A 24,575-nucleotide genomic window follows, 5' to 3' on the forward strand; every position below is an offset into this window, starting at 1 on the left:
TCGGCAGCATGCAGTCTTGGTCCGATACCGCACTCCCGTCCGTTCCCGGTCAGGGGCCGCCGTTGCGGCTGTACGACACAGCCGACCGTCAGGTTCGCCCCGTCACGCCGGGCAAGAAGGCGACGATGTACGTCTGCGGCATCACCCCGTACGACGCCACCCACCTCGGTCACGCAGCCACGTACCTCACGTTCGACCTCGTGAACCGCATCTGGCGCGACGCCGGACACGACGTTCACTACGTCCAGAACGTGACTGACGTGGACGACCCGCTGTTCGAGCGCGCCAACCGCGACGGCGAGGACTGGATCGTCCTCGGCATGCGTGAGACGGCCCTCTTCCGCGAGGACATGGAAGCGCTGCGCGTGCTTCCGCCTAAGGACTACATCGGCGCCGTCGAATCGGTGAACGAAGTAGTCGAGTTGGTGGAGAAGTTCGTGGCCTCCGGCGCCGCATACATCGTCGACGACGCCGAGTTCCCCGACGTCTACTTCCGCGCCGACGCGACCGAGCAGTTCGGTTACGAGTCGGGGTACGACCGCGCGACGATGGAGAAGTTCTTCGCCGAACGCGGCGGAGATCCCGATCGCGTCGGAAAGCGCAATCCGCTCGATGCACTCGTCTGGCGTGCCGAGCGTCCGGGCGAGCCCTCGTGGCCCTCACCCTTCGGGCCGGGACGCCCCGGTTGGCACATCGAATGCGCTGCCATTGCGCTCAATCGCATCGGCTCCGGATTCGACGTCCAGGGCGGCGGCAGCGACCTGATCTTCCCGCACCACGAGTTCTCGGCAGCACATGCGGAATCGGCAACGGGTGATCGCCGTTTCGCGCGGCACTACGTGCATACCGGCATGATCGGCCTCGACGGCGAGAAGATGTCGAAGAGCCGCGGGAACCTGGTCTTCGTCTCCAAGCTGCGCGGCGAAGGGGTGGACCCCGCAGCGATCCGCCTCGGACTGCTCTCCGGTCACTACCGCCAGGATCGCGCCTGGACTGAACAGGTCCTCGAGGATGCGCAGTCACGTCTGAAGCTGTGGCGGGAGGCGGCCGCCCTCGGTTCCGCGCCGTCCGCCACCGACACCGTCGCACGGTTGCGTCAGCACCTGGCCGACGACCTCGACACCCCGAAGGCGCTCGACGCGCTCGACGGCTGGGCACGCCGAGCAATCGAGGGCGGCGGATCCGACGCGCAGGCACCCGGCGAGTTCGCCGATGCCGTCGACGCTTTGCTGGGTATTTCGCTTCGCTGAATCCCTGCTGTGCGCCTTTATTAACCGCCCGCGGTTAATAAAGGCGCACAGCAGTTTCTAGGCGTAGTCCAGCGCACCTTCGGCTGGTGTCGGCACCCGGCGCCGCAGCGGCGAGCCCAACGCCCTCGCCAGATCGGTTCCGTCGTGCTCGGCGAGCAGCTCACCGTTCGACCACACCAGCAGCGCCGCGCTGACTGCCTGCTCGGCCGTGGAGTGCGCGAGATCGTAGTGAGCACACCCCGGGACGTCCGCGTACGTGATCCACAGGTCGTAGCCGGTCATGAAGAGATCCAGGTCGAACTGAACGCTCAAACCGAGCAGTTCGCTGCGACCGTTGTCGTCGACACCGGCGAAAGCCTCGTCCAGTGCCAGCAGACGTGGGGCGTGCGGGTCGGCCGAGTCCAGCATGACGTGCGCCGCGGCGAACAGCGGAAGGTGCAGTGAAACCGACTGCTCGCCACCGGACAGTGCGCTGTGTCGCGCAACGGTCAGCCGGTCCTCCTTGCCCTCACCGCTGATGAGGGTGAACGAGAACACGCGCCACTGGCGGTAGTCGAGCGCCGACGACAGGATCTCCGGGTACGAACGCTCGGGATGCGCGGCGCGGGCGGTGCGGATCTGGGTCGCGAAATGTGCTCGCAGAGTGGCCAGTTCGTCGACGCCGAGGGCCGACGCATCTCGATCCAGCAGCTTGGAGATCGCTCGCGAGCTGTCGTCGAGGTTGTCGGCGAGCACCCAGTGAACGCCGATGGTGTTGCCCGAGGACATACGACGCTCACGCATCTCTGTGCCCATCTGTGCGATCAACACGCGTGCGTCGACCGTGCGCTCGTGGATCTGCTGAGCCAATCCGGTCAGCAGGGCATCTTCGAGAATGCGACGCTCGGATTCGGTGAGCAACTGCTCCTGATCGCCGCGAGCATCGTGGATCCGCGTTGCGAATTCACCGATCGACGAATAGCCCTGATCATCCTGCACTCGTACGACGGTCAGTCCGTCCGGTGCATCCCACTGCAGACGGTAGTCCTGTCCGGCTGCTGCGAGTTGGGCGTCGAAGTCCTGCAACGCCGAGGTCAGTGCCGTACGGGTTGCCTTGCGGGCGCCGTCGGTGACGCGTACCGCCGAGGTCGCAGCCTCGAGCGCTCGGTACAACTTGTCGACGTCTTCGGGCAGGACCGGCGGGTGGGCCGCGTCCTCACTGCGATCTTCGTTCTGGATGCGGTAGACCAACTGATCGGGGCTCATCCACGCCGCCGAACTTGCCGGCCAGCTCAGATGTTCCTTGACGCCCAACAACTCGAGTAGATCCGGACGAGCATAGGGTGCGAGTCGCTCTGCATCACTGCGGGTTTCGGTCAGGGTGTGCCGAAGCGTCTCGACAGCGGTGTTGTACGCACCCTCGGCTGTGCCGATCTGGAGCACCGCGGCGTCGTACGCCTTTCGCGCTGCACGCTGCTCGACCTTGCATTCCTCGATCTTCGCGCGGGCTTTTGCCAGGTCCAGATCGATCTGCTCGGCGCTCGCACCGAGGGTGTCGCGCAGTGTCTCGAGACGCTGCACCTGCTGGAGCAGACTCTCCTCGGCGATGGCGGCTTCCTCGGCGAATTCCTCGGCATTGGCACGTGATTCGTCGAGTCGGTCGCGGGACTCGCGTTCGAGTTCGACTTCCTTGGCATGCTCGCGTCGGCAGCGCAGTGCCAGTTCGCCCTGCTTCTCGAAATGACGGATGGCTGCGGCGAGGGAGTCGAGTTCACGGCCGACGTGCGGGGTCCGGTGCTGCGACGCCGTCGCTCGGAGTTGCTTTTCCTTCGCCGCGAGATCGGCGATCGCCGCATCGAGTTCGCGTTGTGCCGTTTCCGTGGCCTCCGAGCGAGTGCGGAGTGCTCCGGCGGATTCGGTGACGGTCTTGAGTGCGCGCAGGATCGAACCTGTCTTCGGCAATTCCTTTGCCACAGAGTTGATCCGACTCAGCTGCTCGGTGGTCTGCGCTACCAGTGCCTTGGCCGTATCGACTGCCGCGGCAAGTACTTCCAGAGCCGCATCGATCTCGGTGATCCGAGCTTCGCGTCGACGCGCCCGCGCTGTCGTGCCGATGTACTCGGCGTCGGACTTGACGTGCCGGCCGCGAGAGACGCCTTGCCAGAAGCGGCCGTCGACGCCGATCGCGACGCTTGCGTCCGTGTCGCCCGGTGCCTCGACGAGACTGATCGACGCGAGAATGTCCTGTACCCGAGCGTCGGGTACGTCGGCATTGCCTTCGACCTCGAGGACGTCGGCCAGCGTGCGTCCCTTCGGGCGCTGCTTGACCGGAAGAGCCGTCAGGAACTGCTCACTGACGTGCTCGGGAATCGTCTCATCCGGGCAGACCCAGCCGTCCAGCAGATTTGCCGCCTGGAGTGCGGATTCGATTCCCGTCGCCACGTCCGGTTCGACGGAGTCGGCGAAGCGCACCAGCTGCCACAGCGGTGCACCACCCAGGGCACTGCGGTTGTCGGTACGTGCGTGGAAGGCAGGCGGAGCGTCGTCGTGTTCCGCCGAGACGGTCTTGCGTTCGGCCTTCAGAGCCGCGATCGAGGCGTGTGATGCCGAGATTTCCGCCTCTGCTTCGCGTCGACGCTCGCGTAGCGTCTCGGTGCCGGCCTCGGTGTGCTCGGCGAGCACTGCGGACAACGCCGGAGCGTCCTCGTCGCCGACCTGGGCGAGCGCTGAGTCGAGTGCCTCGAACATCGATGTGTCGGCGCCGACAGCCGAGAACAAGGAGGAATGATCGGTCCACCAGGCGCGCAGCCCGCTGGCGCACTGACTGCGCGCGAGTTCCACGGCAGCTTCGCCCTCGAGCACGGCGGCCTTGGACGCTTCGAGCAGCTCTTGTCCACGGCGCGAGCTGTTTTCGGCCCGAGAGCGTTCGGTCGCGGCCTTCTCGACGGTCGCCAGAGCGGCGCGGACGACGCGCACGTCCCCGTCACGCTCTTCGGCATGTCCACGGACGGCTGCCGTGATCTGGTCGCTGCGTGAGCCGTCGGGTAGGGGAGTCCAGACGATGCCGGCGTCCTCGGCGGCTGCCTGCAGTTCGTCCTCGGCGCGCGAGAGTGCTTCGGCCGCACGCTTGACCGACGATGCGGCCTTGTCGGCTTCGTCGCCGCGCTGCGCCAGTGCGGCCTGCGCTTTCCGTGACTTGTCTGCCTGCTGCTCGGTCGAGAGCTTGAGCGTCGCGACCGCCTGGGCGAGATCGTCGAGCTGCTGTTTGCCTTCGTAGGCGCTCGAGCGTTGCAACGCTTCGACATTGGCGCGCGCATTCTCGAGTGCCTGTTCGGCCTGGTTGAAGCGCTCCTCGGCTGCTGCGCGTGCCTCACGGCTGCGGGTCTGGGCGAGCGACGACTCGTCCATGGCGGAAACACCTCTGGTGACCGCTGCGAGGCGGGTGCTGACCTGTTCGATCTCTCCGCGCGACTGCTGACGCAGGTACTTGGTGTAGACCCCGATGAAACTCTGTGCTGCCTGATCGGCGGCCGCGAGTCCCTCGAGCGCGCGGCCGACCTCCTCCATGTCGCTGAACGAACGCGCAGCTTCGAGGACGAGTTGATCGTCGAGCGGACGGAGGCCGTCGGTGAGTGCCTGCGAAAGGCCCTTCGGATCAAGGTTCTTCGCGAGCTGGGGTCGGCGAAGCGTGAGAATGAGGTTGATCAGCTGGTCGTAACGCTGCACACCGAGACCGAACATCCGCGCGTCGATCGCGGTGCGGTAGTCGAGGGGGCGGTCGGTGATGGAGTCGCTGCCGAGCTGTTCGGCCAGCTGCTTCTTGGTGAGAGGACGATCGTCGTTGCCGATCAGCGAGAAGTCGACCCCGACGCGGCCGTCGGCGACGAAGTACCAACGGGTGACCTTGTCGTTGGTGCGTGTGGCACGCATGCCGATCCCGACGGTCACCGACTCGGGATCTTCGAGTGAGCCGCGGCAGAACTCCATCCACACGTACGAGTGCGCGCTGTCCTGACCGCGGTAGAGCAGATTGGACTTCATGGTGCGCTCTTCACCGGCGAACGGGTTGAGGCGCCGCGGTTCGATGCGACCGTCGAAGACGAACGGGAACAAGACCTCGAGGGCCTTGGTCTTACCGGATCCGTTGGGCCCTCGTAGAACCAGTCGACCGTCGGCGAACGAGAACTCTTGGTCGCGGTAGTCCCAGAGGTTGATGATTCCAGCCCGAGTAGGTCGGAAGCGGGCGTTGCTCATACGTTCTCTACCTCTGATAGTTCGCCGTTGGGGGAAGATCCGGGGCCGAACTCGTCGACCGGATCCGGTGCGGAGTTGTCCACCGCGAAATCGATGTGAGGGTCTCTTTCACGCACGGAGACCACGACGTCTCGGTACCGGGCCAGCACGGGCAACACCAGTACTCCGCCGTCGACCGCGTGCGTCAGGCGTAGGCGCTGCAACAATCCGAGGGCCTGCTTGCGCAGTCCGTTGTGATCGGCCTGCCACTGCGCCGCGAAGGTTCGTCCGAACTGATCCACCAACTCGGTGACCTTGTCAGCGAGCCAGTCGTCGTCGATTTTCGGGTACGTGACGGGTTCCGGTGACTCGGCCGGTTCGCCGGCAGGCAGCGCGAATTCGTCGTCCTCGTCTGCGAGGTCTTCGAAGATCCCGGCCTCGGGGATGGCGGCATCGAGTTGTTCGATGAGGTGATCGTCCGACACGTGCGGTATCGGGAGTTTCGGCAGTTCGGGAGCGTCGACGTCGAGTACACGGTCGGCAATCTCGCCGGCGAGGAGTAGCGCCACCTGAGCGATCGTTCCGGTACTCGGGAAGCGGACGTCGGAGAGGCGACCGGTGGGATCGATCATCGCGATCCCCTCGGCACGGCGCTCGGCCACCAACCCCGTCAGGAGTTCGACCTCCGACGCGGTCTTGGGCTGCGCCAACGCGATCAACTCGTGCTGATCGAGTTCGCCGGCCAGTACGACCGGCCGCTCGACGAGAGCCCGGCGGACCCGGCGGCCGATCTCCTTCGCGTCCACGGGAATTCCGTCGTCCTCAGAGGCGCTCGAGGTCTCGGCGGCCAACAGTCCTCGAATGGAGTGCAGGTGCTGCAGGGCACGCGGCGGACGGAAGAGGGCGACGACGACGGAACGATCGATGTCGTAAAGCGCTTCGCCCGCTTCGGGATTGGACGCCCAGCCGTTAGCGTCACCGTCGGCCAGGGCGATGGCGCCCCTGACGCCGAGCCAACCGACGGCGTCGACGAACGCGTCGCGGTCCGACGCACGATCGGTGGACAGTTCGACGTCGTCCACCTGCGCGGCGTCGGCCGCGACATGATCGGCCAACTCCGACAACGTGATCTGGTTTCCGGCGCGGCCCAACGCGGCCAGGCACAACGCCAGGTACGCGTAGCGCGTGCGATCGAAGGTTCGCTCGGAGGCAGTCCGGGCCGGTGCCGACGGGTTGAGTCGATCCGACACCGTGAACAGGCGCGCGGTGGTCTCCGTCACCTCGAGGCGGTAGCCGAACAGTTCCAGTAGGTCGTCGCGCAGCTCGGTGGCCCAACGGCGCAAGAGCGGCAACGCAATTCGATCCGGATACGTCGAGGTGATCAGGTGGTTGGACAGAATGACGCGCGCCGCGCGTTGGTACGAATCGAGGGCAAGGGGGGTGATCTCGCGAGCTCTCATCGAACACTGACCTCGATACCGTCGAGATGCATACGCCCGCGGGCGGTCTTGATGGTGGTCGAACCGTCCGAGGGACTCAGTGTCAGCTTCACCCCGTTCTCGCTACCGGTGGAGCTCTTGACGCGTCCCACCACCGGAACACGCGCGGTCAATGCTGCATTGAGCAGACTCAGCAAAACTTCGGTCTCCTGCTCGTTGAGTTCACGCTGATAGACACCGTTCGACGCGAGAGATTGCGCGGCGGCGCTGCGGGTACGTTGCGCCGCCAACTGCTCTTCGCGCAGTCGGCGGATGCTGCCGTCGTTGCGGGCGACCTTGCTCGGCAATCCGGGTGAGGGCGGACGGCCGGTTTCGGCGAGGGTTCGTGCGATCTCCACCGGCGGCGCCTCCCACCACGAACGCGAGTGAGAAATGATGTCGGCGTCCGGATGCACCATCGAGAGATGGCGTGGACGGCCGAGGTCGAACACTGCCTGGAACAGAGCATGAGCTGCGTCTTCGGACGGCGTGGCGGCAAACCAGCCGGCGAGGTGCCGGAGCTGGCTCTCGCGGCTGACGCCGCCGCGACGGGTCTCCGTGACGCGGCGAAGGAGGGCCAGAACCGCGGCGATCGCACTCATCGTGCCCTCACGGAGGCGTTCGGACTCGCTGATCCCCGATTCCGCGGAGACGAACCAGGCGGTCAATCCTCGCCACCGCGCCGCCCAATCGTCTTCACGTTCGGTGATCGGGACGAACACCCGCTCGTCACTGGCCGCGGCGAGGCGGATCATGCGATCCACACCGGTGGATTCGACGTGCTCGATCGCTTCCTTGAGCTTGGGGGCGTAGCGCGCCAGGTCGGAACTGAACTCGCGCATGTGAGTCAGCAGAGCGTCCTTGTGCGTGAGGAAAGCCTGCGGAGTGATCTCCGTGGTACGTACCAGGTCGCCCAGTGTCAGATAGAAGTGCGCGGCTCGATCAGCCATGTCGGAGAGCGTCGAGTCCAGGCGCTTGAGCTTGCGGAAGATCAGGTCGCCGTCGGAACTGCGGTTGGCTTCGGCAAGTTCGGACATGTCTGCGAGCAGATCCGCCAAGGCGAGACGCGAAAGCGACGCCGAGTCCAGGCGGGCGGCAAGAACGTCCTCGACCGATCGATAGACCTGATATCCGGCCTGACCGAACTGGTAGACGAAGTGGCGATTACGGTACTCGGCCAGCGTGGCCGCGCGGGTGCCGTCGTAGCTGCGCTCGAGGATCTGCCAGACGTGAAGCTGATCCAACAGGGGAGTGACCTCCGCCGCCGACAGATCGGCCGCCGGATCCGAGCCACCGATCTTCTCGAGGATTTGCGCGACGGTTCCGGCATGCAGCAGCACTGTGTAGTTGGCGCGAGCATGGTCGAAGGCACGGAGCACCCAGAGGTACTCGGCCCGTTTTTCCGCGATCGTGAACGAAAACAGCTTCAGTCGATTGGTGTCGGCGTACGCGGCGTAATCGGGCGCACTCGTTTCTTCCACCATGACAGGGTAGGCGAGAGACGGCCCCTCTTTTTCCTACGGGCGATCCGTAGCAGGGGATGCGGCGCGTCGCCACTGCGATTCGTTCTCGATCATCCATGTGAGCAGGTGCTCGGCTGCCGCCTCGTCGGAGTCCGGACCGACCAGCAGATCGGCGAACGCCTGGCTGGGTGCGACGATGCGAATGCCGTCGCGAGTGAGCAATCGGTCGAACGCGGACGGTGAGAGGGGAGCGGTGATCCACACGTCACCGCCGGATTCCACTCGCCGCAGGCCGAGAGCGTCGGCGAACTGATCGACGTTGTCGGCATGGAAGTGAGCACGTCGGGTGGGCGCATACCGAGCAAAGGGCGCAGCGGCCACCGAGGCGGTACCGGCATAGATGTGACCGCTGAGTTGACGCAGTTGATCGAAGAGAGCCTCCAGACCGTCCGGTGCGTGAAAGCCGTGAGGCGTCGGCGCTTTGGCGCCGGCTTCAGCTGCCCATTCCCGAAGCATCTTCGGCCATCGGACGTCGCCGATCCCACCGCGGGGGAGCCTGGTCACCAGTTCACGATCCGACAGTGTCTGAACCACCCGATAGGTTGCTCCCGTCGACGCACCGGCCAGGCGCACCAAGGCGGTGATCGCCAGCGGCGCCGCGAAATCGGCAAGCGCTCGCACGACGCGAGCTGACGGATCGCCCGTCAGCTGTCCGGAAGGACGTCCGGGCCCCCGCCACGGGTCGGCGTCGGCTCCGCGTCCACGCACCCAGACTGCGGGTCGATCAGCGGTCAACGACACGTTGCCCGTGGCATCTGCGTACGAGATCGCGTGGGAATCGAGCTGCCGGCGCACGGGCTCGGACAGATATTTTGCGCACACGAAGCCCGATTGACCGGTGGGGAAGCGATCGGCGATACCGGGAACGTCGCTGCTCAGGACACCGTGCGCGGCGTAGACGCCGAATTTGGCCACCGCGCCGTCAGGGGAGCGGAGGTCGAGTCGGAGCGGGGCCTCGGACAGGTCGGGGGAGCGCTGCGTCGACAAAGACCAGGTAGGAGGCAAATTTTCTTCGATGACGGCAACCGATCGTCGAAAAATGTCGATCGGCCGTTCCGGTTCCGATTCAGATTCGCTCATGTTCCAATGGTATCAATATCTGTCGTTGACGGAAACACTAGATTTTCCGAATATTGGTCCGTCACGCCATCACACACAACGGTGGTCACTTTCACCGGCGAACTTCACCGTCCGCACAACTCGAATTCCGAAAATGGCAAAGACCGATCAGCGTTGCTTCGGCATGACCAGGGGAGCGACGACGGCGAGCAGTAGTGCAGGGATCAGGAAGCTCGCGACAGGCGAGGAGTCGTAGATCGGGGTCAACGCCAGGGGAGCGAGTGCAGCGCCGCCGAAGCGCATTGCTTGCACGACCGACACGGCACCGCCGCGGTTGGGCCCCTCGGAGCCGAGTACCGCCGCGTTGACGCCGACCAGCACGAACTGGCTCGCGACACCTGCGACGAACCATGCGATCGCGATCACAGGCACCAGGCCGGCGAGGCCGACGATGGAGACCAGGACAGCACCGCCCAGGGCGCCGATCATCACGGATGAACGTGCGCCGATGCGATCGATGAGGATTCCGATGCGCCGGGCCGAGAGGATGCCGGCCACACCGAAGACGGTGAGCAGTAGGCCGCGGACAGTGGGGGACAGCCCGAACTCGTCTTCGAAGCGGAAGGCGAGCAGGAAGCTCAGCCCACCGAGAGCGCCCCAGCCGAGCAGTGCGGCGATGCCGATGCGGAGCACTTCCGGGCGAAGTGCATCACGCAGGCGTGCGGGAGCAGTCGCTGTCGGGGTTTCGGACTTCGGGAGTCCGACGGCACCCAGGATGCCTGCGACCACTGCAATGACGAGAAAGGCAAGACGCCAGTCGAATTCAGCCGCCAGACCGCCGATCAGTGGAGCCGACGACTGCCCTGCGGCCTGGAAGGCACCGAAGGCGCCGAGGGCCCGACCCAGTCGGGCCTGCGGTGTTGCGGCCGCCAGAGAGGCAAGCAGTAGCGGTGTGGTGAATGCGTTCGCGGAGCCCTGCAGTACCCGGGCGGCCAGAAAGATTTCGAGAGTCGGGGCCAGGAAGCATGCCAACGACGCGAAAACGTAGACCCCGTATGCGATCCGTACCGTCCGGACTTTGCCCCAGCGTGTTCCGAGCGTCCCCGACACCAACATCAGAGCGGCGAAGGGGAGCAGGTACGCGGTGAGCGAAGAGGCTGCCGCCGATGGTCCGACCCCGAGATCGTCACCGATCTCGGGGAGGATGGAAGCAACCACACCGCCGCCGAACGGGCCGAGGAACCCGCCGGCGTACAGCGCGATCAGTTGCAGCCGGAGGCGCAGTGGACGCTGTGGACTCCCGCCGTCGCCTCCTGGGGTGTTCTTGCTCACAGTCCGAAGCTGCCGGGGCCTCGCCGTCTGAGGTAGCGCTCGAATTCCGCGGCGATGGCGTCGCCGTCGATCTTGGAGATCGCTTCACTGATGTCGGTCTCGGCGTCCCCCCGTTCCTCGAGAGTGCGCACGTACTCGCCGATTTCCTCGTCGTCCGCGGTCATTTCGTTGACCGCTTCCTCCCAATCCTCCGATTGAGCCGGGAGTTCCCCGAGGGGGACCTCGATGTCGAGCACATCCTCGACCCGTTGAAGGAGGGCCACGGTGGCCTTCGGGTTGGGTGGCTGCGACACGTAGTGCGGAACCGCCGCCCAGAACGAAATAGCGGGTACACCAGCACGAACACACTCGTCCTGAAGGACTCCGGTGATGCCCGTCGGCCCTTCGTAGCGGGTCTGTTCGAGGTTGAATCGTGCAGCGGATTCGCTGCTGTACGCCGTGCCCGTGACCGGTACCGGGCGGGTGTGCGGAGTGTCGGCGAGCAGGGCGCCGAGGATGACCACGGTCTTGACGTTCAGTTGGTCGATCAGCTCGAGCAGATCCTCGCAGAAACTGCGCCACCGCATGTTGGGTTCGATCCCGCGAAGCAGGACGATGTCGCTCTCACTACCCGGAGGTGAACAGACCGACAAACGTGTTGCCGGCCAGACGATTTCGCGGGTCACTCCGTCGACCTGACGGACCGTGGGACGGTTGACCTGATAGTCGTAGTAGTCCTCGGAATCGAGTTCGGCGAGCGGCTGGGCGTCCCAGATCAGCTCGAGATGTTCGACCGCACCACTGGCCGCGTCACCGGCGTCGTTCCAGCCCTCGAAAGCTGCAACGAGGATGGGATCACGAAGGACAGGGATGTCGCCTTCAAGGCGGTCGCTGCTGTCGACGGCAAAGCCGTCAGGACTCTCGAAGGCCGCGGAATCGTCGAAATCGACCGGGCCGTCGGGAGTGACGGGGAACTCACTTGGACTCACCCACCCAGCCTACGGCCAGAGCTTGTCGGTGCGCCCACTACTCTGGACGGCATGTCTGCCCCATTTAACTCTGCCCTGCTTGATGCGCTGAAACAGCGCGTTGTCATCGGCGACGGAGCGATGGGCACCATGTTGCAGGCCGCGGACCTCACCCTGGACGACTTCCTCGGCCTCGAGGGGTGCAATGAGATCCTCAACGACACCCGTCCCGACGTGCTCAAAGACATCCACCGTGCGTACTTCGCCGCTGGTGCCGATGCCGTCGAGACCAACACCTTCGGTTGCAACCTGCCCAACCTCGCCGACTACGACATCTCTCACCGGATCCGCGAGCTCGCGGAAAAAGGCACTGCTCTCGCCCGCGAAGTAGCGGACGAGATGGGACCCGGCCGCGACGGCATGGCCCGTTTCGTACTCGGCTCGATGGGACCGGGAACCAAGCTCCCCAGTCTCGGACACGCACCGTATGCAGTCCTTCGTGATGCGTACACCGAAGCTGCGCTCGGCATGATCGACGGTGGCGCCGACGCCATCCTCGTCGAAACCTGCCAGGACCTGCTTCAGGTGAAGGCCGCGATCCTCGGCAGTCAGCGTGCGATGGAGCAACTCGGACTGCGGCTGCCGATCATCACGCACGTGACGGTCGAGACAACCGGAACGATGCTCCTGGGCAGTGAGATCGGTGCAGCATTGACGGCACTCGAGCCTCTCGGGATCGACATGATCGGCCTGAATTGCGCCACGGGGCCGGCCGAGATGAGCGAACATCTCCGACATCTCTCCAAGTACTCGACGCTGCCGGTGTCGGTCATGCCCAACGCCGGTCTGCCGCAGCTCGGCCCCAAGGGGGCCGAGTACCCGCTGACCGCCGACGAATTGGCCGAAGCGCTCAGTGGTTTCGTCTCCGAGTTCGGACTCGGTCTCGTCGGTGGATGCTGTGGTACGACACCCGAGCACATCAGCGCCGTCGCCGACGCGGTTCGTCAGGTCGAGAAGGCCCAGCGCACTCCGATCCACGAGCCGAGCACCTCGTCGCTGTACTCGGCGGTGCCTTTCGAGCAGGACGCCAGCATCCTGATGATCGGTGAACGCACGAACTCCAACGGCTCCAAGGCTTTCCGCGAGGCAATGCTCTCCGCGGACTACCAGAAGTGCCTGGACATCGCCAAGGACCAGACCCGCGACGGCGCACACATGCTCGACCTCAACGTCGACTACGTGGGCCGCGACGGTGCCGCCGACATGTCGGAACTGGCCAGTCGTCTGGCGACTTCATCGACGCTGCCGATCATGCTCGACTCCACCGAGCCTGCCGTGCTGCAGGCCGGTCTCGAACACCTCGGTGGCCGCTGCGCCGTCAACTCCGTCAACTACGAAGACGGCGCCGGCCCTGAATCGCGTTTTCACAAGATCATGACGTTGGTCAAGGAGCACGGCGCGGCGGTCGTCGCCCTGACCATCGACGAAGAAGGCCAGGCACGCACGGCCGAGACCAAGGTGGCCATCGCCAAGCGTCTGATCGAGGACATCAAGGGAAACTGGGGACTCGCCGAGTCCGACATCATCGTCGACGCCTTGACCTTCCCCATCTCCACCGGTCAGGAAGAGGTGCGACGCGACGGCATCGAGACTATCGAAGCGATCCGTCAGCTCAAGGCTGCGTACCCGGAACTGCACTTCACGCTGGGCATCTCGAACATTTCGTTCGGTTTGAACCCGGCCGCTCGCCAGGTCCTCAACTCGGTGTTCCTGCACGAGTGCACCGAGGCCGGACTCGACACGGCGATCGTTCACGCGTCCAAGATTCTGCCGATGGCCCGTATTCCGGACGAGCAGCGCGAAACCGCACTCGACCTGGTCTACGACCGTCGCAGCGAGGGCTACGACCCGCTGCAGAAGCTGATGGCTCTCTTCGAGGGCGTATCGGCTGCGTCGGCACGTGAGTCCCGTGCACAGGAACTCGCCGGACTTCCGTTGTTCGAACGCCTCGAACGTCGCATCGTCGACGGTGAGCGCAACGGCCTCGACGACGACCTCACCGAGGCGATGACGATCAAGCCGCCGCTGGCCATCATCAACGAGACCTTGCTGTCGGGCATGAAGACCGTCGGTGAGCTGTTCGGCTCCGGTCAGATGCAGTTGCCGTTCGTGTTGCAGTCGGCCGAGGTCATGAAGGCTGCCGTGGCCTTCCTCGAACCGCACATGGAAGCGAGCGACGAGGACGGGAAGGGTCGCATCGTGATCGCGACCGTCAAGGGCGACGTTCACGACATCGGCAAGAACCTGGTCGACATCATCTTGAGCAACAACGGCTACGAGGTCGTCAACATCGGCATCAAGCAGCCGATCGCGACCATTCTCGACGTCGCGTTGGACAAGAAGGCCGACGTGATCGGCATGTCCGGCCTGCTCGTGAAGTCCACCGTCGTGATGAAGGAGAACCTCCAGGAACTCAACGCACGCGGAGTGGCCGAGAAGTTCCCGGTTCTGCTCGGTGGTGCGGCGCTCACGCGCTCCTACGTCGAGAACGATCTGCAGGAGGTGTACGAGGGCGACGTCAGCTATGCCCGCGACGCCTTCGAGGGTCTGAACTTGATGGACCAGATCATGACGACCAAGCGTGGCGGTGGCCCCGCGCCGGACAGCCCGGAGGCCATCGCTGCTCGCGAGAAGGCTGCCGAGCGTAAGGCCCGCCACGAGCGTTCCAAGCGCATTGCCGAAAAGCGTAAAGCTGCAGCGGTTCCCGTCGTCCTGCCGGAGCGTTCCGATGTCGCAACCGACATCGCGGTACCGACACCGCCGTTCTGGGGCTCACGCATCGTCAAGGGAATCTCGCTGTCCGAGTACTCGGGGCTGCTCGACGAGCGCGCTCTCTTCCTCGGCCAGTGGGGCCTGCGCGGTCAGCGCAAGGGCGACGGTCCGACATATGAGGAACTGGTCGAGTCGGAAGGCCGTCCGAGGCTTCGGTACTGGCTCGATCGGCTGACGTCCGAGGGCATCCTCGCGCACGCCGCCGTTGTGTACGGGTACTTCCCGGCGATCTCGGAGGGCGACGACGTCATCGTGCTCACCGAGCCCAAACCGGATGCACCCGAACGGTTCAGGTTCACCTACCCGCGTCAGCACCGCGATCGATTCCTGTGCATTGCGGACTTCGTCCGCTCGCGCAAGGACGCCGAGGCAACCGGTCAGGTCGACGTTCTTCCGTTCCAGCTGGTGACGATGGGTCAGCCGATCGCGGACTTCGCCAACGAATTGTTCGCGTCGAACTCGTACCGCGACTACCTCGAAGTTCACGGAATCGGCGTCCAGCTCACGGAATCTCTGGCCGAGTACTGGCATCGACGCGTTCGTGAAGAGCTTGTGCTTCCCGAGGGTCACACCGTCGCGGAGCAGGACCCCACCGAGGTCGCCGGTTACTTCGATCTCGAGTACCGCGGCGCTCGTTACTCGTTCGGATACGGCGCGTGCCCGGATCTCGAGGATCGTGCCAAGTTGGTTGCGTTGCTCGAACCCGAGCGAATCGGCGTCGAACTGTCCGAGGAACTGCAGCTGCATCCCGAGCAGTCCACGGACGCTTTTGTCCTGCACCACCCGGAAGCAAAGTATTTCAATGTCTGAGTTGTTGACCGAAGTATCCGAATCAACCCTCGGGGGTGTGCTGTGGGACATGGACGGCACCCTGCTCGATTCGGAGAAGCTGTGGGACATCGCGCTTCGTGAGCTGTCCCTACGCCTGGGCGGACCGATGACGGAAGCGACACGCGTCGCCGTCATCGGCGCGTCGAGCCCCTTCGCCTTGGCGACGGTGTTCGACGCGCTCGGCTTGGAGAAGCATCCCGATGCCATCGCCGAGGCGAAGGACTGGATGTACACCCGCGTCGGCGATCTGTTCGAGGACGGCGTGACCTGGCGGCCGGGTGCTCGCGATGCACTGTCGACCGTGCGTGACGGTGGTCTGCGTTCCGCACTGGTCACCAACACCGAGCGAGTACTGGTCGATCGGGCACTCGGGATGCTCGGCCGTGAGTTCTTCGACCACTCGGTGTGCGGCGACGAGGTCCCCAACGGGAAACCGGCGGCGGATCCGTACCTGCGCGGCGCGCACCTACTCGGGCTCGAGCCGGCGCAGTGCCTCGCGATCGAGGACTCGCCGACCGGCACGGCGTCGGCCGACGCTGCGGGTTGCGCGGTGCTCGTCGTTCCGTGTGAGGTCGATGTCCCGGCCGGCCCTGGACGCGTGTTTCGAGAGTCTCTGGTGGACTTGTCCATTCACGATCTTCACGACGTTCACTCGAGCGCTGCACGTTAGGCTGGATTTGCTGTGGCTATTCCGAAAATTGTTCTCTTCTACCAGTTCACGCCGTTGGCGGACCCGGAAGCGATCAAGCTGTGGCAGCACAGCCTGGCCGAGTCCAACAACCTGACGGGCCGAATCATCGTCTCGCCTCACGGGATCAATGCGACGGTCGGTGGAGACATCGAGGACGTCAAGCGATACGTCCGCGGTACGCGTGGCTACGAGCCCTTCCGTACCGCGGACATCAAGTGGTCGGACGGACTCGGGAACGACTTCCCCCGTCTCAGCGTCAAGGCCCGCTCGGAGATAGTGACGTTCGGAGCCCCCGACGAGCTGAAAGTCGACGAGAACGGTGTTGTCGGCGGCGGAGTTCACCTGGCCCCCAAGGAACTACACGAACTCGTCGACAGTCGCGGTGACGACGTCGTGTTCTTCGACGGGCGCAATGCCTTCGAAGCCGAGATCGGTCGTTTCCGAGATGCGATAGTTCCGGACGTCGCCACCACTCGCGATTTCGTCGACGAACTCGACAGCGGCAAATACGACCATCTCAAGGGCAAAGCCGTAGTCACGTACTGCACCGGCGGCGTGCGCTGCGAGGTGTTGTCTTCGCTGATGCGCTCACGTGGCTTCGACGAGGTCTACCAGTTGGACGGCGGAATCGTCCGTTACGGCGAAACTTTCGGCGACCGCGGTCTCTGGGACGGTTCCCTGTACGTGTTCGACAAGCGGATGAACATCGAGTTCTCATCCGAAGCCAAGACACTCGGCGTGTGCGTCGATTGTGGTACTCCGACACCGCGGTACCGCAATCGGATCGACGGCGACGGCCGAACGCTCGAATTGCTCTGCGAGAGTTGTTCACCAGACCTCGAGCAGGACTGAGCAGTGCCCAAGGCTCCGTTGCCGATCCGAAACGGTCTCGGACCTGACCGGCTACGGATGCCGGCGGAGTCGTCGGCGCGTACCGTCCTCGAGCACCTGATCGGCGAGCACCCGGGGGAGCGGGACCTGTGGACGGACCTCGTCGACGCCGGGGACGTCGTCGACGAGCACGGGCGGAAGATCACGAGCCGAACGCCCTATCAGCCGACCCGTTTCGTGTACTTCTACCGCGAGCCGGCGCCCGAGATTCCGGTACCGCACGAGATCGAGATCTTGTACCGCGACGACTCGATTCTCGTGATCGACAAGCCGCACTTCCTGGCGACCATTCCGCGGGGAGCGCACATCGTCGAAAGCGCCGTCGTGCGACTGCGTCGTGACTTGGATCTTCCCGATCTTGCGCCCGTTCACCGCCTCGACCGAATGACGGCGGGTGTCATCGTCTTCACTGTGACACCGGACCTACGACGGCCGTACCAGGAACTTTTTGCCGAGCAGCGGATCGTCAAGGAATACGAGGCGATCGCAGGCTTCGATCCGGAACTGACTTTCCCACGCACGGTGCTTAGCCGCATCAATAAAGTTCACGGCGAGATGACGGCAACCGAGATCGACGGCGAGCCGAACAGTGAGACCTCGATCGACCTGATCGAGGTGATCACCGACTCGGCCGGCCGGACTCTCGGGCGATACAGGTTGCTCCCACGGACCGGCCGGACCCATCAGCTTCGCCTGCACCTCAACTCGCTGGGCGTCCCGATCGTCGGTGACAATTACTACCCCGAGTATCTGCCTGCGGTGCCCGGCGACTTCTCCACGCCATTGCGATTGTTGGCGAGGGCACTCGAGTACCCGGATCCGATCACCGGGCAGACCCGCAGATTCGTGAGTTCGCGCACCCTCGACGCAGGCCTGTGAACACCGCTGTTCGTGGGGGTGTGAAAACCGCTTCCGTCCTCGTGAAAGAATGTCTACCCGTGAAGACCTTCGAATCCTTGTTCGCCGAATTGACCGAGCGTGCTGCTACTCGCCCCGAGGGGTCCGGCACTGTCGCCGCCCTCGACGCCGGTGTGCATGCTCAGGGCAAAAAGGTCATCGAGGAAGCCGGTGAAGTGTGGATCGCTGCGGAATACCAGAGCGATGAGCAGCTAGCCGAGGAAATTTCCCAGCTGCTGTACTGGACGCAGGTGTTGATGGTCGGTCGCGGACTGACCCTCGAGGACGTGTACCGACATCTGTGATCGGAGCTGACCAGCGAGATGTTCTCCATCTCGCTCGTCCAGGGCTTCCGATTCACGTCGTCTCACGTCACCCACACCTTCCGAAAGGACATCCACCATGCTGCGCGTAGCAGTTCCCAACAAAGGCTCACTGTCCGAGTCCGCCGCCGAGATCCTCAGCGAGGCCGGCTACCGTCGACGCACCGATTCCCGTGATCTGACGGTCCTGGATCCTGCCAACCAGGTCGAGTTCTTTTTCTTGCGCCCCAAGGACATTGCGATCTACGTCGGCTCCGGTGAGCTCGATCTCGGCATCACCGGTCGCGACCTCGCCGGCGACTCGGGAGCTCCCGTGTCCGAGCGTCTGTCGTTGGGGTTCGGCCGTTCGTCGTTCCGCTACGCAGCACCGGCCGGCAAGGATTGGACGGTCGAGGATCTGTCCGGCCTGCGCATTGCGACGTCGTACCCGAACCTCGTCCGCAAGGACCTCACCGATCGTGGACTCGACGCCACCGTCATCCGTCTCGACGGCGCCGTGGAGATCTCGATTCAGCTCGGTGTCGCCGACGCAATCGCCGACGTGGTCGGGTCGGGTCGCACTCTCCGTCAACACAACCTCGTTGCTTTCGGTGAATCGCTCTGCGATTCCGAAGGTGTCCTGATCGAGCGCACCGGCGCTCCGCAGGACGATCCCGCACGCAACCAGCTCATCGAACGCGTACGCGGAATCGTCTTCGCTCAGCAGAATCTGATGATCGACTACGACTGCCCGCGCACCATCCTCGACGACGCCATCAAGATGACCCCGGGTATGGAGTCGCCGACCCTCTCGCCGTTGGCCGATCCCGACTGGGTCGCGGTTCGCGCAATGGTCCCGATCAAGGGGCACAACCAGGTGATGGATGCCTTGGCGGAACTCGGCGCCAAGGCCATCCTCGCGTCGAACATCCGCTCGGTACGCGCTTTCTGATCACAGCCCGAATAGATTTACGCGCATTCGCGCCCGTTCCCGGAAATCAGGAACGGGCGCGAATCTGCAGAGTCTGGGCGATACGGCCGACGGCACCCTGCTCGTCGTAGAGCACTCCCGCACACATACCGACGCCGTCCGGACCGGTGGTGGTTTCGGCGGCGACACCGACCCACTCGCCCTCGGGCACACGGAAGACATGCACCGTGAGATCGGTGTTGAGGAACGTCCAGTGCTCCGGGTCGAGCTTGGCGCCGACGCCGTTGGAGATGTCCGCCACCGCGAACAAACGCTCGAGAGCAGACATCTTCTCGCCCTCGACCAGCTCGGGCTTGGGGCGCGCCCATACCTTCCCGGTTCCGACACACCCGATCGGAGCAATCCAGGACCAGTCGAGAGTCTTGAGATAGCCGACGCTCCAGAGGCCCTCGAGAACGCCCGGGGTACCGCTGTCGCGGGGTTCGAGTGGAGGATCGACAACGTGGACGACGTCGCCGGTATCGACTGTCTCCATCCGCCAGGCCGTTCCGCGCGCTACGGCGCGTGCAGATCCGTCGGCAGTCGTCGCCCACAGCTCGGCAACGATCAATTCGATTCGGCGACCGGGTCGTTCGATCCAGGACCGTACTTCGAGGTCGGCAATCGGAATCGGTCCGAGAATCTCGACGACAACGCGCGTGAGACGGGTTTCGTCGCGCGCACCGCACCGCTCGAGGGCTCGAACCAACAGCGCCGACGGGGGAGCGCCGTGCTGCAGCGTCGGGCCCCAGATGCTGACAGTTGCCTGCGTGCTCGCGAACCGCTCGTGCCCTTCCTCCGTCGTTCCGAGGTAGCGGTAGTACGAACTGTCCGTCATGTTATGAATTCTCCTTTGCGACAACAGGTTCGGTGCTCAACAGATCAGGCCAGCCTGGATACGGCGGAGGTGTTCCGCCGAACGAGGGGCACAGTGACTTGTGATCGCACCAGTCGCACAGTTTGCCAGGCTTGGGTCTGAAGTCTCCGGTCGCACCTGCTGCGAGGATCGCTTTCCAAATGGCGGAGAGGGTCCGTTCGAATCTGATCAGCTCGTCGTGGTCCGGGGCGTACGTGAGAATCGAACCGGAGGCCAGATAAATCAGCCGCAGTTGAGCGGGAACGATTCCGCGAGTGCGCAACAGTACGAGCGCGTAGAACTTCATCTGGAAGAGCGCCTTGGATTCGGTGAACTCGCGGGGCGCCTTCCCGGTCTTGTAGTCGACGACCCGCACCTCACCCGTCGGCGCTACGTCGATCCGGTCGACGAAGCCGCGGAGTCGAACGCCGTTGTCCAATTCGGTCTCGACGTACACCTCGCACGCCTCGGCATCGAATCGAGTGGGATCTTCGAGTGTGTAGTACGTCGCGACCAGCTTGGCGACTTCGCCGAGAAACGCGTCCAGTTCGTCCTCCGGAATCAGATCAGCAGCCTCGGGACTCTCGGCACTGACACGTTCCCACGCGGGACGGACGAGCTCGGCCGCGCGGTCCGGCACCCGGTGGCCGGTCGGAAGTGCAAACAGAGCTTCCAGCGCAGCGTGCACGACGGTGCCTCTGACCTGGGCTCTGGTGGGCGTTTCCGGAATTCTGTCGACCGCTCGAAACCGGTAGAGCAGGGGGCACTGCTTGTAGTCGCCCGCTCGGGACGGAGAGAGCGCCGGCCGACTACGCGGGCGCTCCTGTGATGTTGCACCCGTTGGAGTGGGGGCTGGCAATTCGACGGAGCTCACACCTGGCAGGCTATGCGGTTGGTCCGACAACTCCGTCGGAGCCGGTGGCGAGGACACCGGAAACAAACGAACAGGGATCATCTGCGCATGGCGAACGAGCTACAACCAGAAGAAGGCACGACCGAAGTGGATGAGGTTGTGCAGTCCGCTGTCGCCGAGATTCCCGAACAAGAACTTCCAGAAGCCGACATCACTGCGCCGGGAAAGCGTCCTTCCGGGCCGTTCCGAGTCGGTGACCGAGTCCAGCTGACCGACGGCAAGGGACGCCACTACACGATCGTCCTCGAGGCGAACCGTGAGTACCACACCCACAAGGGCGGAATCGTTCACAACGATCTGATCGGCGCCGACGAGGGCAGCGTCGTCAAGTCCGTCAACGGCACGCCCTACCTCGCCCTGCGTCCGCTACTGGTGGACTACGTGCTCTCCATGCCGCGCGGTGCCCAGGTCATCTACCCGAAGGACGCCGCTCAGATCGTCCACGAGGGCGACGTCTTCCCCGGAGCACGCGTGCTCGAAGCCGGAGCCGGCTCCGGCGCATTGACGTGTTCACTACTGCGTGCCGTCGGACCCGAAGGCAAGGTCATCTCCTACGAGGTCCGCGACGATCATGCCGAACATGCGGTTCGCAACGTCGAGACCTTCTTCGGTGAACGTCCGCCGAACTGGGAACTGACCATCGCCGATCTCGCGGAGTTCGATCCGGAAGCGCACGGCGGCAAGGTCGATCGCGTCGTACTCGACATGTTGGCTCCGTGGGACGTCCTACCCGCAGTTTCGAAGGCCCTCGTCCCGGGCGGCGTTCTGATCGTCTACGTCGCGACCGTTACTCAGCTCTCGAAGGTCGTCGAAGCGATGCGCGAGCAGGAATGCTGGACCGAGCCCCGCTCGTGGGAATCGATCGTTCGCGGCTGGCACGTCGTCGGTTTGGCGGTGCGCCCCGAGCATCGGATGCAAGGCCACACCGCGTTCCTCGTGAGCGCTCGTCGTCTGGCCGAAGGAACGGTCACCCCGAAGCCTCAGCGGCGTGCGGGCAAGGGCTCGAACACCGCGGCCAAGTAACCAGACGAAAACAACAAGAGCGGCGATCCNNGGATCGCCGCTCTTGTTGTAGCTGGAAGTTATGCGGTGCAGGAAGCGCGGCCCATTTCCAGGAGCACGCAAGCCGAGGTGTCGGACAGCTTCCAGGAGCCGTCTTCGAGCTCCCAGGTCCACGGGGTGGCCGGTGCGGCGCCGTGCGGGCTTACGACCGCGACGTCTGCGGTTGCAGTCTGACCGTCAACCTTGACGTTGTCCACGTTGAACGTGATCGCGTAGGCCGGGTTACCGCCCAGCGCAGCACTCATCGTCTCGATGTTGGCCTGACGCTTGGTTCCGTCGACCACCAGAGCGGTCTTCTCCTCGATCGGCTTGGCCGGATCGATCAGAGCGACGAGCGACGCGTTGAGCTCCTCGGCCGTCGGAGCCGCAGCGGCAGCGGCAGCTGACGTCGTGGCGGAAGCCGAGGCCTTGGCCGTGGTGCTCGAGGCGGCGGCGGAAGTCGAGCTGGCAGCCGTCGAGTCCTTGTTGTCGTCCGAGCTGCATGCACCCATGGTCAGGACGGCAGCGACGGCACAAGCGCTGATGAGAGTCTTGCGGATGATCACAGCGTTACCTTTCGTTGTAAAGAGAGACAGGCGCTGTCTCCATCTTGTAGGCAAGGCTAACATGACCAAATTCTGGCTCGAGACCAGTCGGCACGGTCCGCGCGCAGGTGTGAATTCGCACTCGCGCACCGTGTCTGGCGACAGTTGGGCCCTTATGCCGGTAGCGTTGATGGATCGCACTGGGAGGAGACGCACATGAGCTCGACAGAGAACCCGGATTCGGTTGCGGCAGCAGAAGAACTCCACGCGCTACGAGTGGAAGCACAAGTTCTGCGCCGACAACTTGCACAATCGCCGGAGCAGGTGCGTGAGCTGGAGTCGAAGGTGGACTCGTTGTCCATCCGAAACAGCAAGCTGATGGACACCCTCAAGGAGGCCCGTCAGCAGCTCATCGCACTTCGTGAAGAAGTCGACAGACTCGGTCAACCGCCGAGCGGTTACGGAGTCCTCCTCTCGGTACACGAGGACAAGACCGTCGACGTGTTCACGTCAGGTCGCAAGATGCGATTGACGTGCTCACCGAATATCGACACGGACACCCTCGCGCTCGGGCAGACGGTTCGTCTCAACGAGGCACTCACCATCGTCGAAGCCGGGACTTACGAGCAGGTCGGCGAGATCAGTACGCTCCGTGAGGTACTCGACGACGGCCTGCGCGCACTGGTTGTCGGTCATGCCGACGAAGAGCGCATCGTCTGGCTCGCAGCGCCGTTGGCAGCCGTCTTCGCCGACCCCGAGGCCGACATCATCGCGTACGACGCCGATTCTCCGACCAGGAAACTGCGTCCGGGCGACTCGTTGCTCGTCGACACCAAGGCCGGATACGCCTTCGAGCGCATCCCGAAGGCCGAGGTCGAGGATCTGGTTCTGGAGGAAGTTCCGGACGTTCACTACGACGACATCGGTGGTCTCGGTCGTCAGATCGAGCAGATCCGTGACGCCGTCGAGCTTCCGTTCCTGCACAAGGATCTGTTCCACGAGTATTCGCTTCGACCGCCGAAGGGCGTACTGCTCTACGGCCCGCCCGGTTGCGGTAAGACGCTCATCGCCAAGGCCGTCGCCAATTCGTTGGCCAAGAAGATCGCCGAAGCCCGCGGCCAGGACAGCAAGGACGCCAAGTCCTACTTCCTGAACATCAAAGGCCCGGAACTCCTGAACAAGTTCGTCGGCGAAACCGAGCGTCACATTCGGATGATCTTCCAGCGTGCTCGTGAGAAGGCGTCCGAGGGCACGCCCGTGATCGTCTTCTTCGACGAGATGGACTCGATCTTCCGTACCCGTGGTTCGGGAGTTTCCTCCGATGTGGAGACAACGGTCGTTCCGCAGCTGCTCAGCGAGATCGACGGCGTGGAAGGGCTCGAGAACGTCATCGTGATCGGTGCTTCCAACCGTGAGGACATGATCGACCCTGCCATCCTGCGTCCGGGCCGACTGGACGTGAAGATCAAGATCGAGCGTCCCGACGCGGAATCCGCGCAGGACATCTTCTCGAAGTACCTGGTGGACGGTCTGCCGATCAACGCGGACGACCTCGCCGAGTTCGGCGGAGATCGCACTGCATGCTTGAAGGCGATGATCGTTCGCGTCGTCGATCGCATGTACGCGGAGAGCGAAGAGAATCGTTTCCTCGAGGTCACCTACGCCAACGGTGACAAGGAAGTCCTGTTCTTCAAGGACTTCAACTCGGGTGCGATGATCCAGAACATCGTCGACCGCGCCAAGAAGTACGCGATCAAGTCGGTACTCGACACCGGTGCTCCGGGCTTGCGTGTGCAGCACCTCTTCGATTCCATCGTCGACGAGTTCGCCGAGAACGAGGATCTGCCCAACACCACCAATCCTGATGACTGGGCACGTATTTCGGGCAAGAAGGGAGAGCGGATCGTCTACATCCGCACTCTCGTCACGGGCAAGAACGCCAGTGCCAGCCGCGCGATCGACACGGAGTCGAACACGGGCCAGTATCTGTAGAAATACGAACATC

At 64.1% G+C, this 24,575-nt stretch carries 18 protein-coding genes; 9 read left to right on the forward strand and 9 right to left on the reverse strand.

Annotated elements, in window-relative coordinates; genetic code table 11:
* Positions 1–8: 8 nt before the first annotated feature.
* On the forward strand, positions 9–1,250 hold the full coding sequence (gene mshC, locus DBV08_RS19415; RefSeq protein ID WP_124568539.1) for a cysteine--1-D-myo-inosityl 2-amino-2-deoxy-alpha-D-glucopyranoside ligase: 1,242 nt from the start codon (positions 9–11) through the stop codon (positions 1,248–1,250).
* A gap of 57 nt (positions 1,251–1,307) precedes the next feature.
* Here the strand turns inward: mshC and DBV08_RS19420 are convergent, their stop codons facing one another.
* From DBV08_RS19420 to DBV08_RS19445, 6 genes are all read right to left on the reverse strand, one after another.
* Positions 1,308–5,483, reverse strand: a complete 4,176-nt coding sequence (locus DBV08_RS19420; RefSeq protein ID WP_124568540.1) for a TIGR02680 family protein — start codon at positions 5,481–5,483, stop codon at positions 1,308–1,310.
* The gene (locus DBV08_RS19425) at positions 5,480–6,922 is read right to left on the reverse strand and encodes a TIGR02678 family protein (protein WP_124568541.1); all 1,443 of its coding nucleotides are present in this window, start codon (positions 6,920–6,922) and stop codon (positions 5,480–5,482) included. The genes DBV08_RS19420 and DBV08_RS19425 overlap by 4 nt, the downstream gene beginning before the upstream one ends.
* Entirely contained in the window at positions 6,919–8,424 is a 1,506-nt protein-coding gene (locus tag DBV08_RS19430; RefSeq protein WP_124568542.1) for a TIGR02677 family protein, read from the reverse strand. Before DBV08_RS19430 ends, DBV08_RS19425 begins: the two co-directional genes overlap by 4 nt.
* 33 nt (positions 8,425–8,457) lie before the next feature.
* Positions 8,458–9,543 (reverse strand): hypothetical protein, encoded by a 1,086-nt coding sequence (locus tag DBV08_RS19435; RefSeq protein WP_095970076.1) that lies wholly within the window; start codon positions 9,541–9,543, stop codon positions 8,458–8,460.
* 147 nt (positions 9,544–9,690) lie between these two features.
* Positions 9,691–10,854, reverse strand: a complete 1,164-nt coding sequence (locus DBV08_RS19440; protein ID WP_124568543.1) for an MFS transporter — start codon at positions 10,852–10,854, stop codon at positions 9,691–9,693.
* Entirely contained in the window at positions 10,851–11,705 is an 855-nt protein-coding gene (locus tag DBV08_RS19445; protein WP_223257810.1) for a PAC2 family protein, read from the reverse strand. The genes DBV08_RS19440 and DBV08_RS19445 overlap by 4 nt, the downstream gene beginning before the upstream one ends.
* Before the next feature lie 168 nt (positions 11,706–11,873).
* Here DBV08_RS19445 and metH point away from each other — a divergent pair, with 168 nt between their 5' ends.
* The 6 genes from metH (at position 11,874) to hisG (ending at position 19,197) form a co-directional block, all read left to right on the forward strand.
* Positions 11,874–15,443 (forward strand): methionine synthase, encoded by a 3,570-nt coding sequence (gene metH / locus DBV08_RS19450; protein WP_124568544.1) that lies wholly within the window; start codon positions 11,874–11,876, stop codon positions 15,441–15,443.
* The gene (locus tag DBV08_RS19455; RefSeq protein WP_095970080.1) at positions 15,436–16,134 is read left to right on the forward strand and encodes an HAD family phosphatase; all 699 of its coding nucleotides are present in this window, start codon (positions 15,436–15,438) and stop codon (positions 16,132–16,134) included. The genes metH and DBV08_RS19455 overlap by 8 nt, the downstream gene beginning before the upstream one ends.
* 12 nt (positions 16,135–16,146) lie before the next feature.
* Positions 16,147–17,007: a rhodanese-related sulfurtransferase gene (locus DBV08_RS19460; protein WP_124568545.1), complete on the forward strand. Its 861-nt coding sequence runs from the start codon at positions 16,147–16,149 to the stop codon at positions 17,005–17,007.
* Between the two features lie 57 nt (positions 17,008–17,064).
* The gene (locus DBV08_RS19465; protein ID WP_397487711.1) at positions 17,065–17,925 is read left to right on the forward strand and encodes a pseudouridine synthase; all 861 of its coding nucleotides are present in this window, start codon (positions 17,065–17,067) and stop codon (positions 17,923–17,925) included.
* Positions 17,926–17,984: 59 nt separating this feature from the next.
* The gene (locus DBV08_RS19470; protein WP_003944933.1) at positions 17,985–18,248 is read left to right on the forward strand and encodes a phosphoribosyl-ATP diphosphatase; all 264 of its coding nucleotides are present in this window, start codon (positions 17,985–17,987) and stop codon (positions 18,246–18,248) included.
* Positions 18,249–18,345: 97 nt separating this feature from the next.
* Positions 18,346–19,197, forward strand: a complete 852-nt coding sequence (hisG, locus tag DBV08_RS19475) for an ATP phosphoribosyltransferase (RefSeq protein WP_095970083.1) — start codon at positions 18,346–18,348, stop codon at positions 19,195–19,197.
* A 46-nt stretch (positions 19,198–19,243) separates the two neighbouring features.
* On the opposite strand, the gene DBV08_RS19480 is transcribed toward hisG, so the two are convergent.
* Together DBV08_RS19480 and DBV08_RS19485 are read right to left on the reverse strand one after the other, a co-directional pair.
* Positions 19,244–20,053, reverse strand: coding sequence for a thioesterase family protein (locus tag DBV08_RS19480; protein WP_095970084.1), 810 nt, complete (start codon positions 20,051–20,053; stop codon positions 19,244–19,246).
* Position 20,054: 1 nt separating this feature from the next.
* Complete coding sequence (locus tag DBV08_RS19485) at positions 20,055–20,945, reverse strand: RecB family exonuclease (protein WP_124568547.1); 891 nt, start codon at positions 20,943–20,945, stop codon at positions 20,055–20,057.
* A gap of 138 nt (positions 20,946–21,083) precedes the next feature.
* Between DBV08_RS19485 and DBV08_RS19490 the strand changes: the two genes are divergently transcribed.
* Positions 21,084–22,007 carry a tRNA (adenine-N1)-methyltransferase gene (locus DBV08_RS19490; RefSeq protein WP_095970258.1) on the forward strand — a complete coding sequence of 308 codons (924 nt, stop codon included), beginning with the start codon at positions 21,084–21,086 and terminating at the stop codon, positions 22,005–22,007.
* Positions 22,008–22,066: 59 nt separating this feature from the next.
* Here DBV08_RS19490 and DBV08_RS19495 read toward each other — a convergent pair whose 3' ends face one another.
* On the reverse strand, positions 22,067–22,591 hold the full coding sequence (locus DBV08_RS19495) for a hypothetical protein (protein ID WP_003944789.1): 525 nt from the start codon (positions 22,589–22,591) through the stop codon (positions 22,067–22,069).
* 195 nt (positions 22,592–22,786) lie between these two features.
* On the opposite strand from DBV08_RS19495, the gene arc reads away from it, so the two are divergent.
* The gene (arc, locus tag DBV08_RS19500) at positions 22,787–24,562 is read left to right on the forward strand and encodes a proteasome ATPase (protein ID WP_003944870.1); all 1,776 of its coding nucleotides are present in this window, start codon (positions 22,787–22,789) and stop codon (positions 24,560–24,562) included.
* The last annotated feature ends 13 nt before the right edge of the window (positions 24,563–24,575 follow it).

Origin of the sequence: Rhodococcus sp. KBW08 (assembly GCF_003852455.1) — a bacterium.
In the GTDB taxonomy this organism is placed as follows: Bacteria; Actinomycetota; Actinomycetes; order Mycobacteriales; family Mycobacteriaceae; genus Rhodococcus_F; species Rhodococcus_F baikonurensis.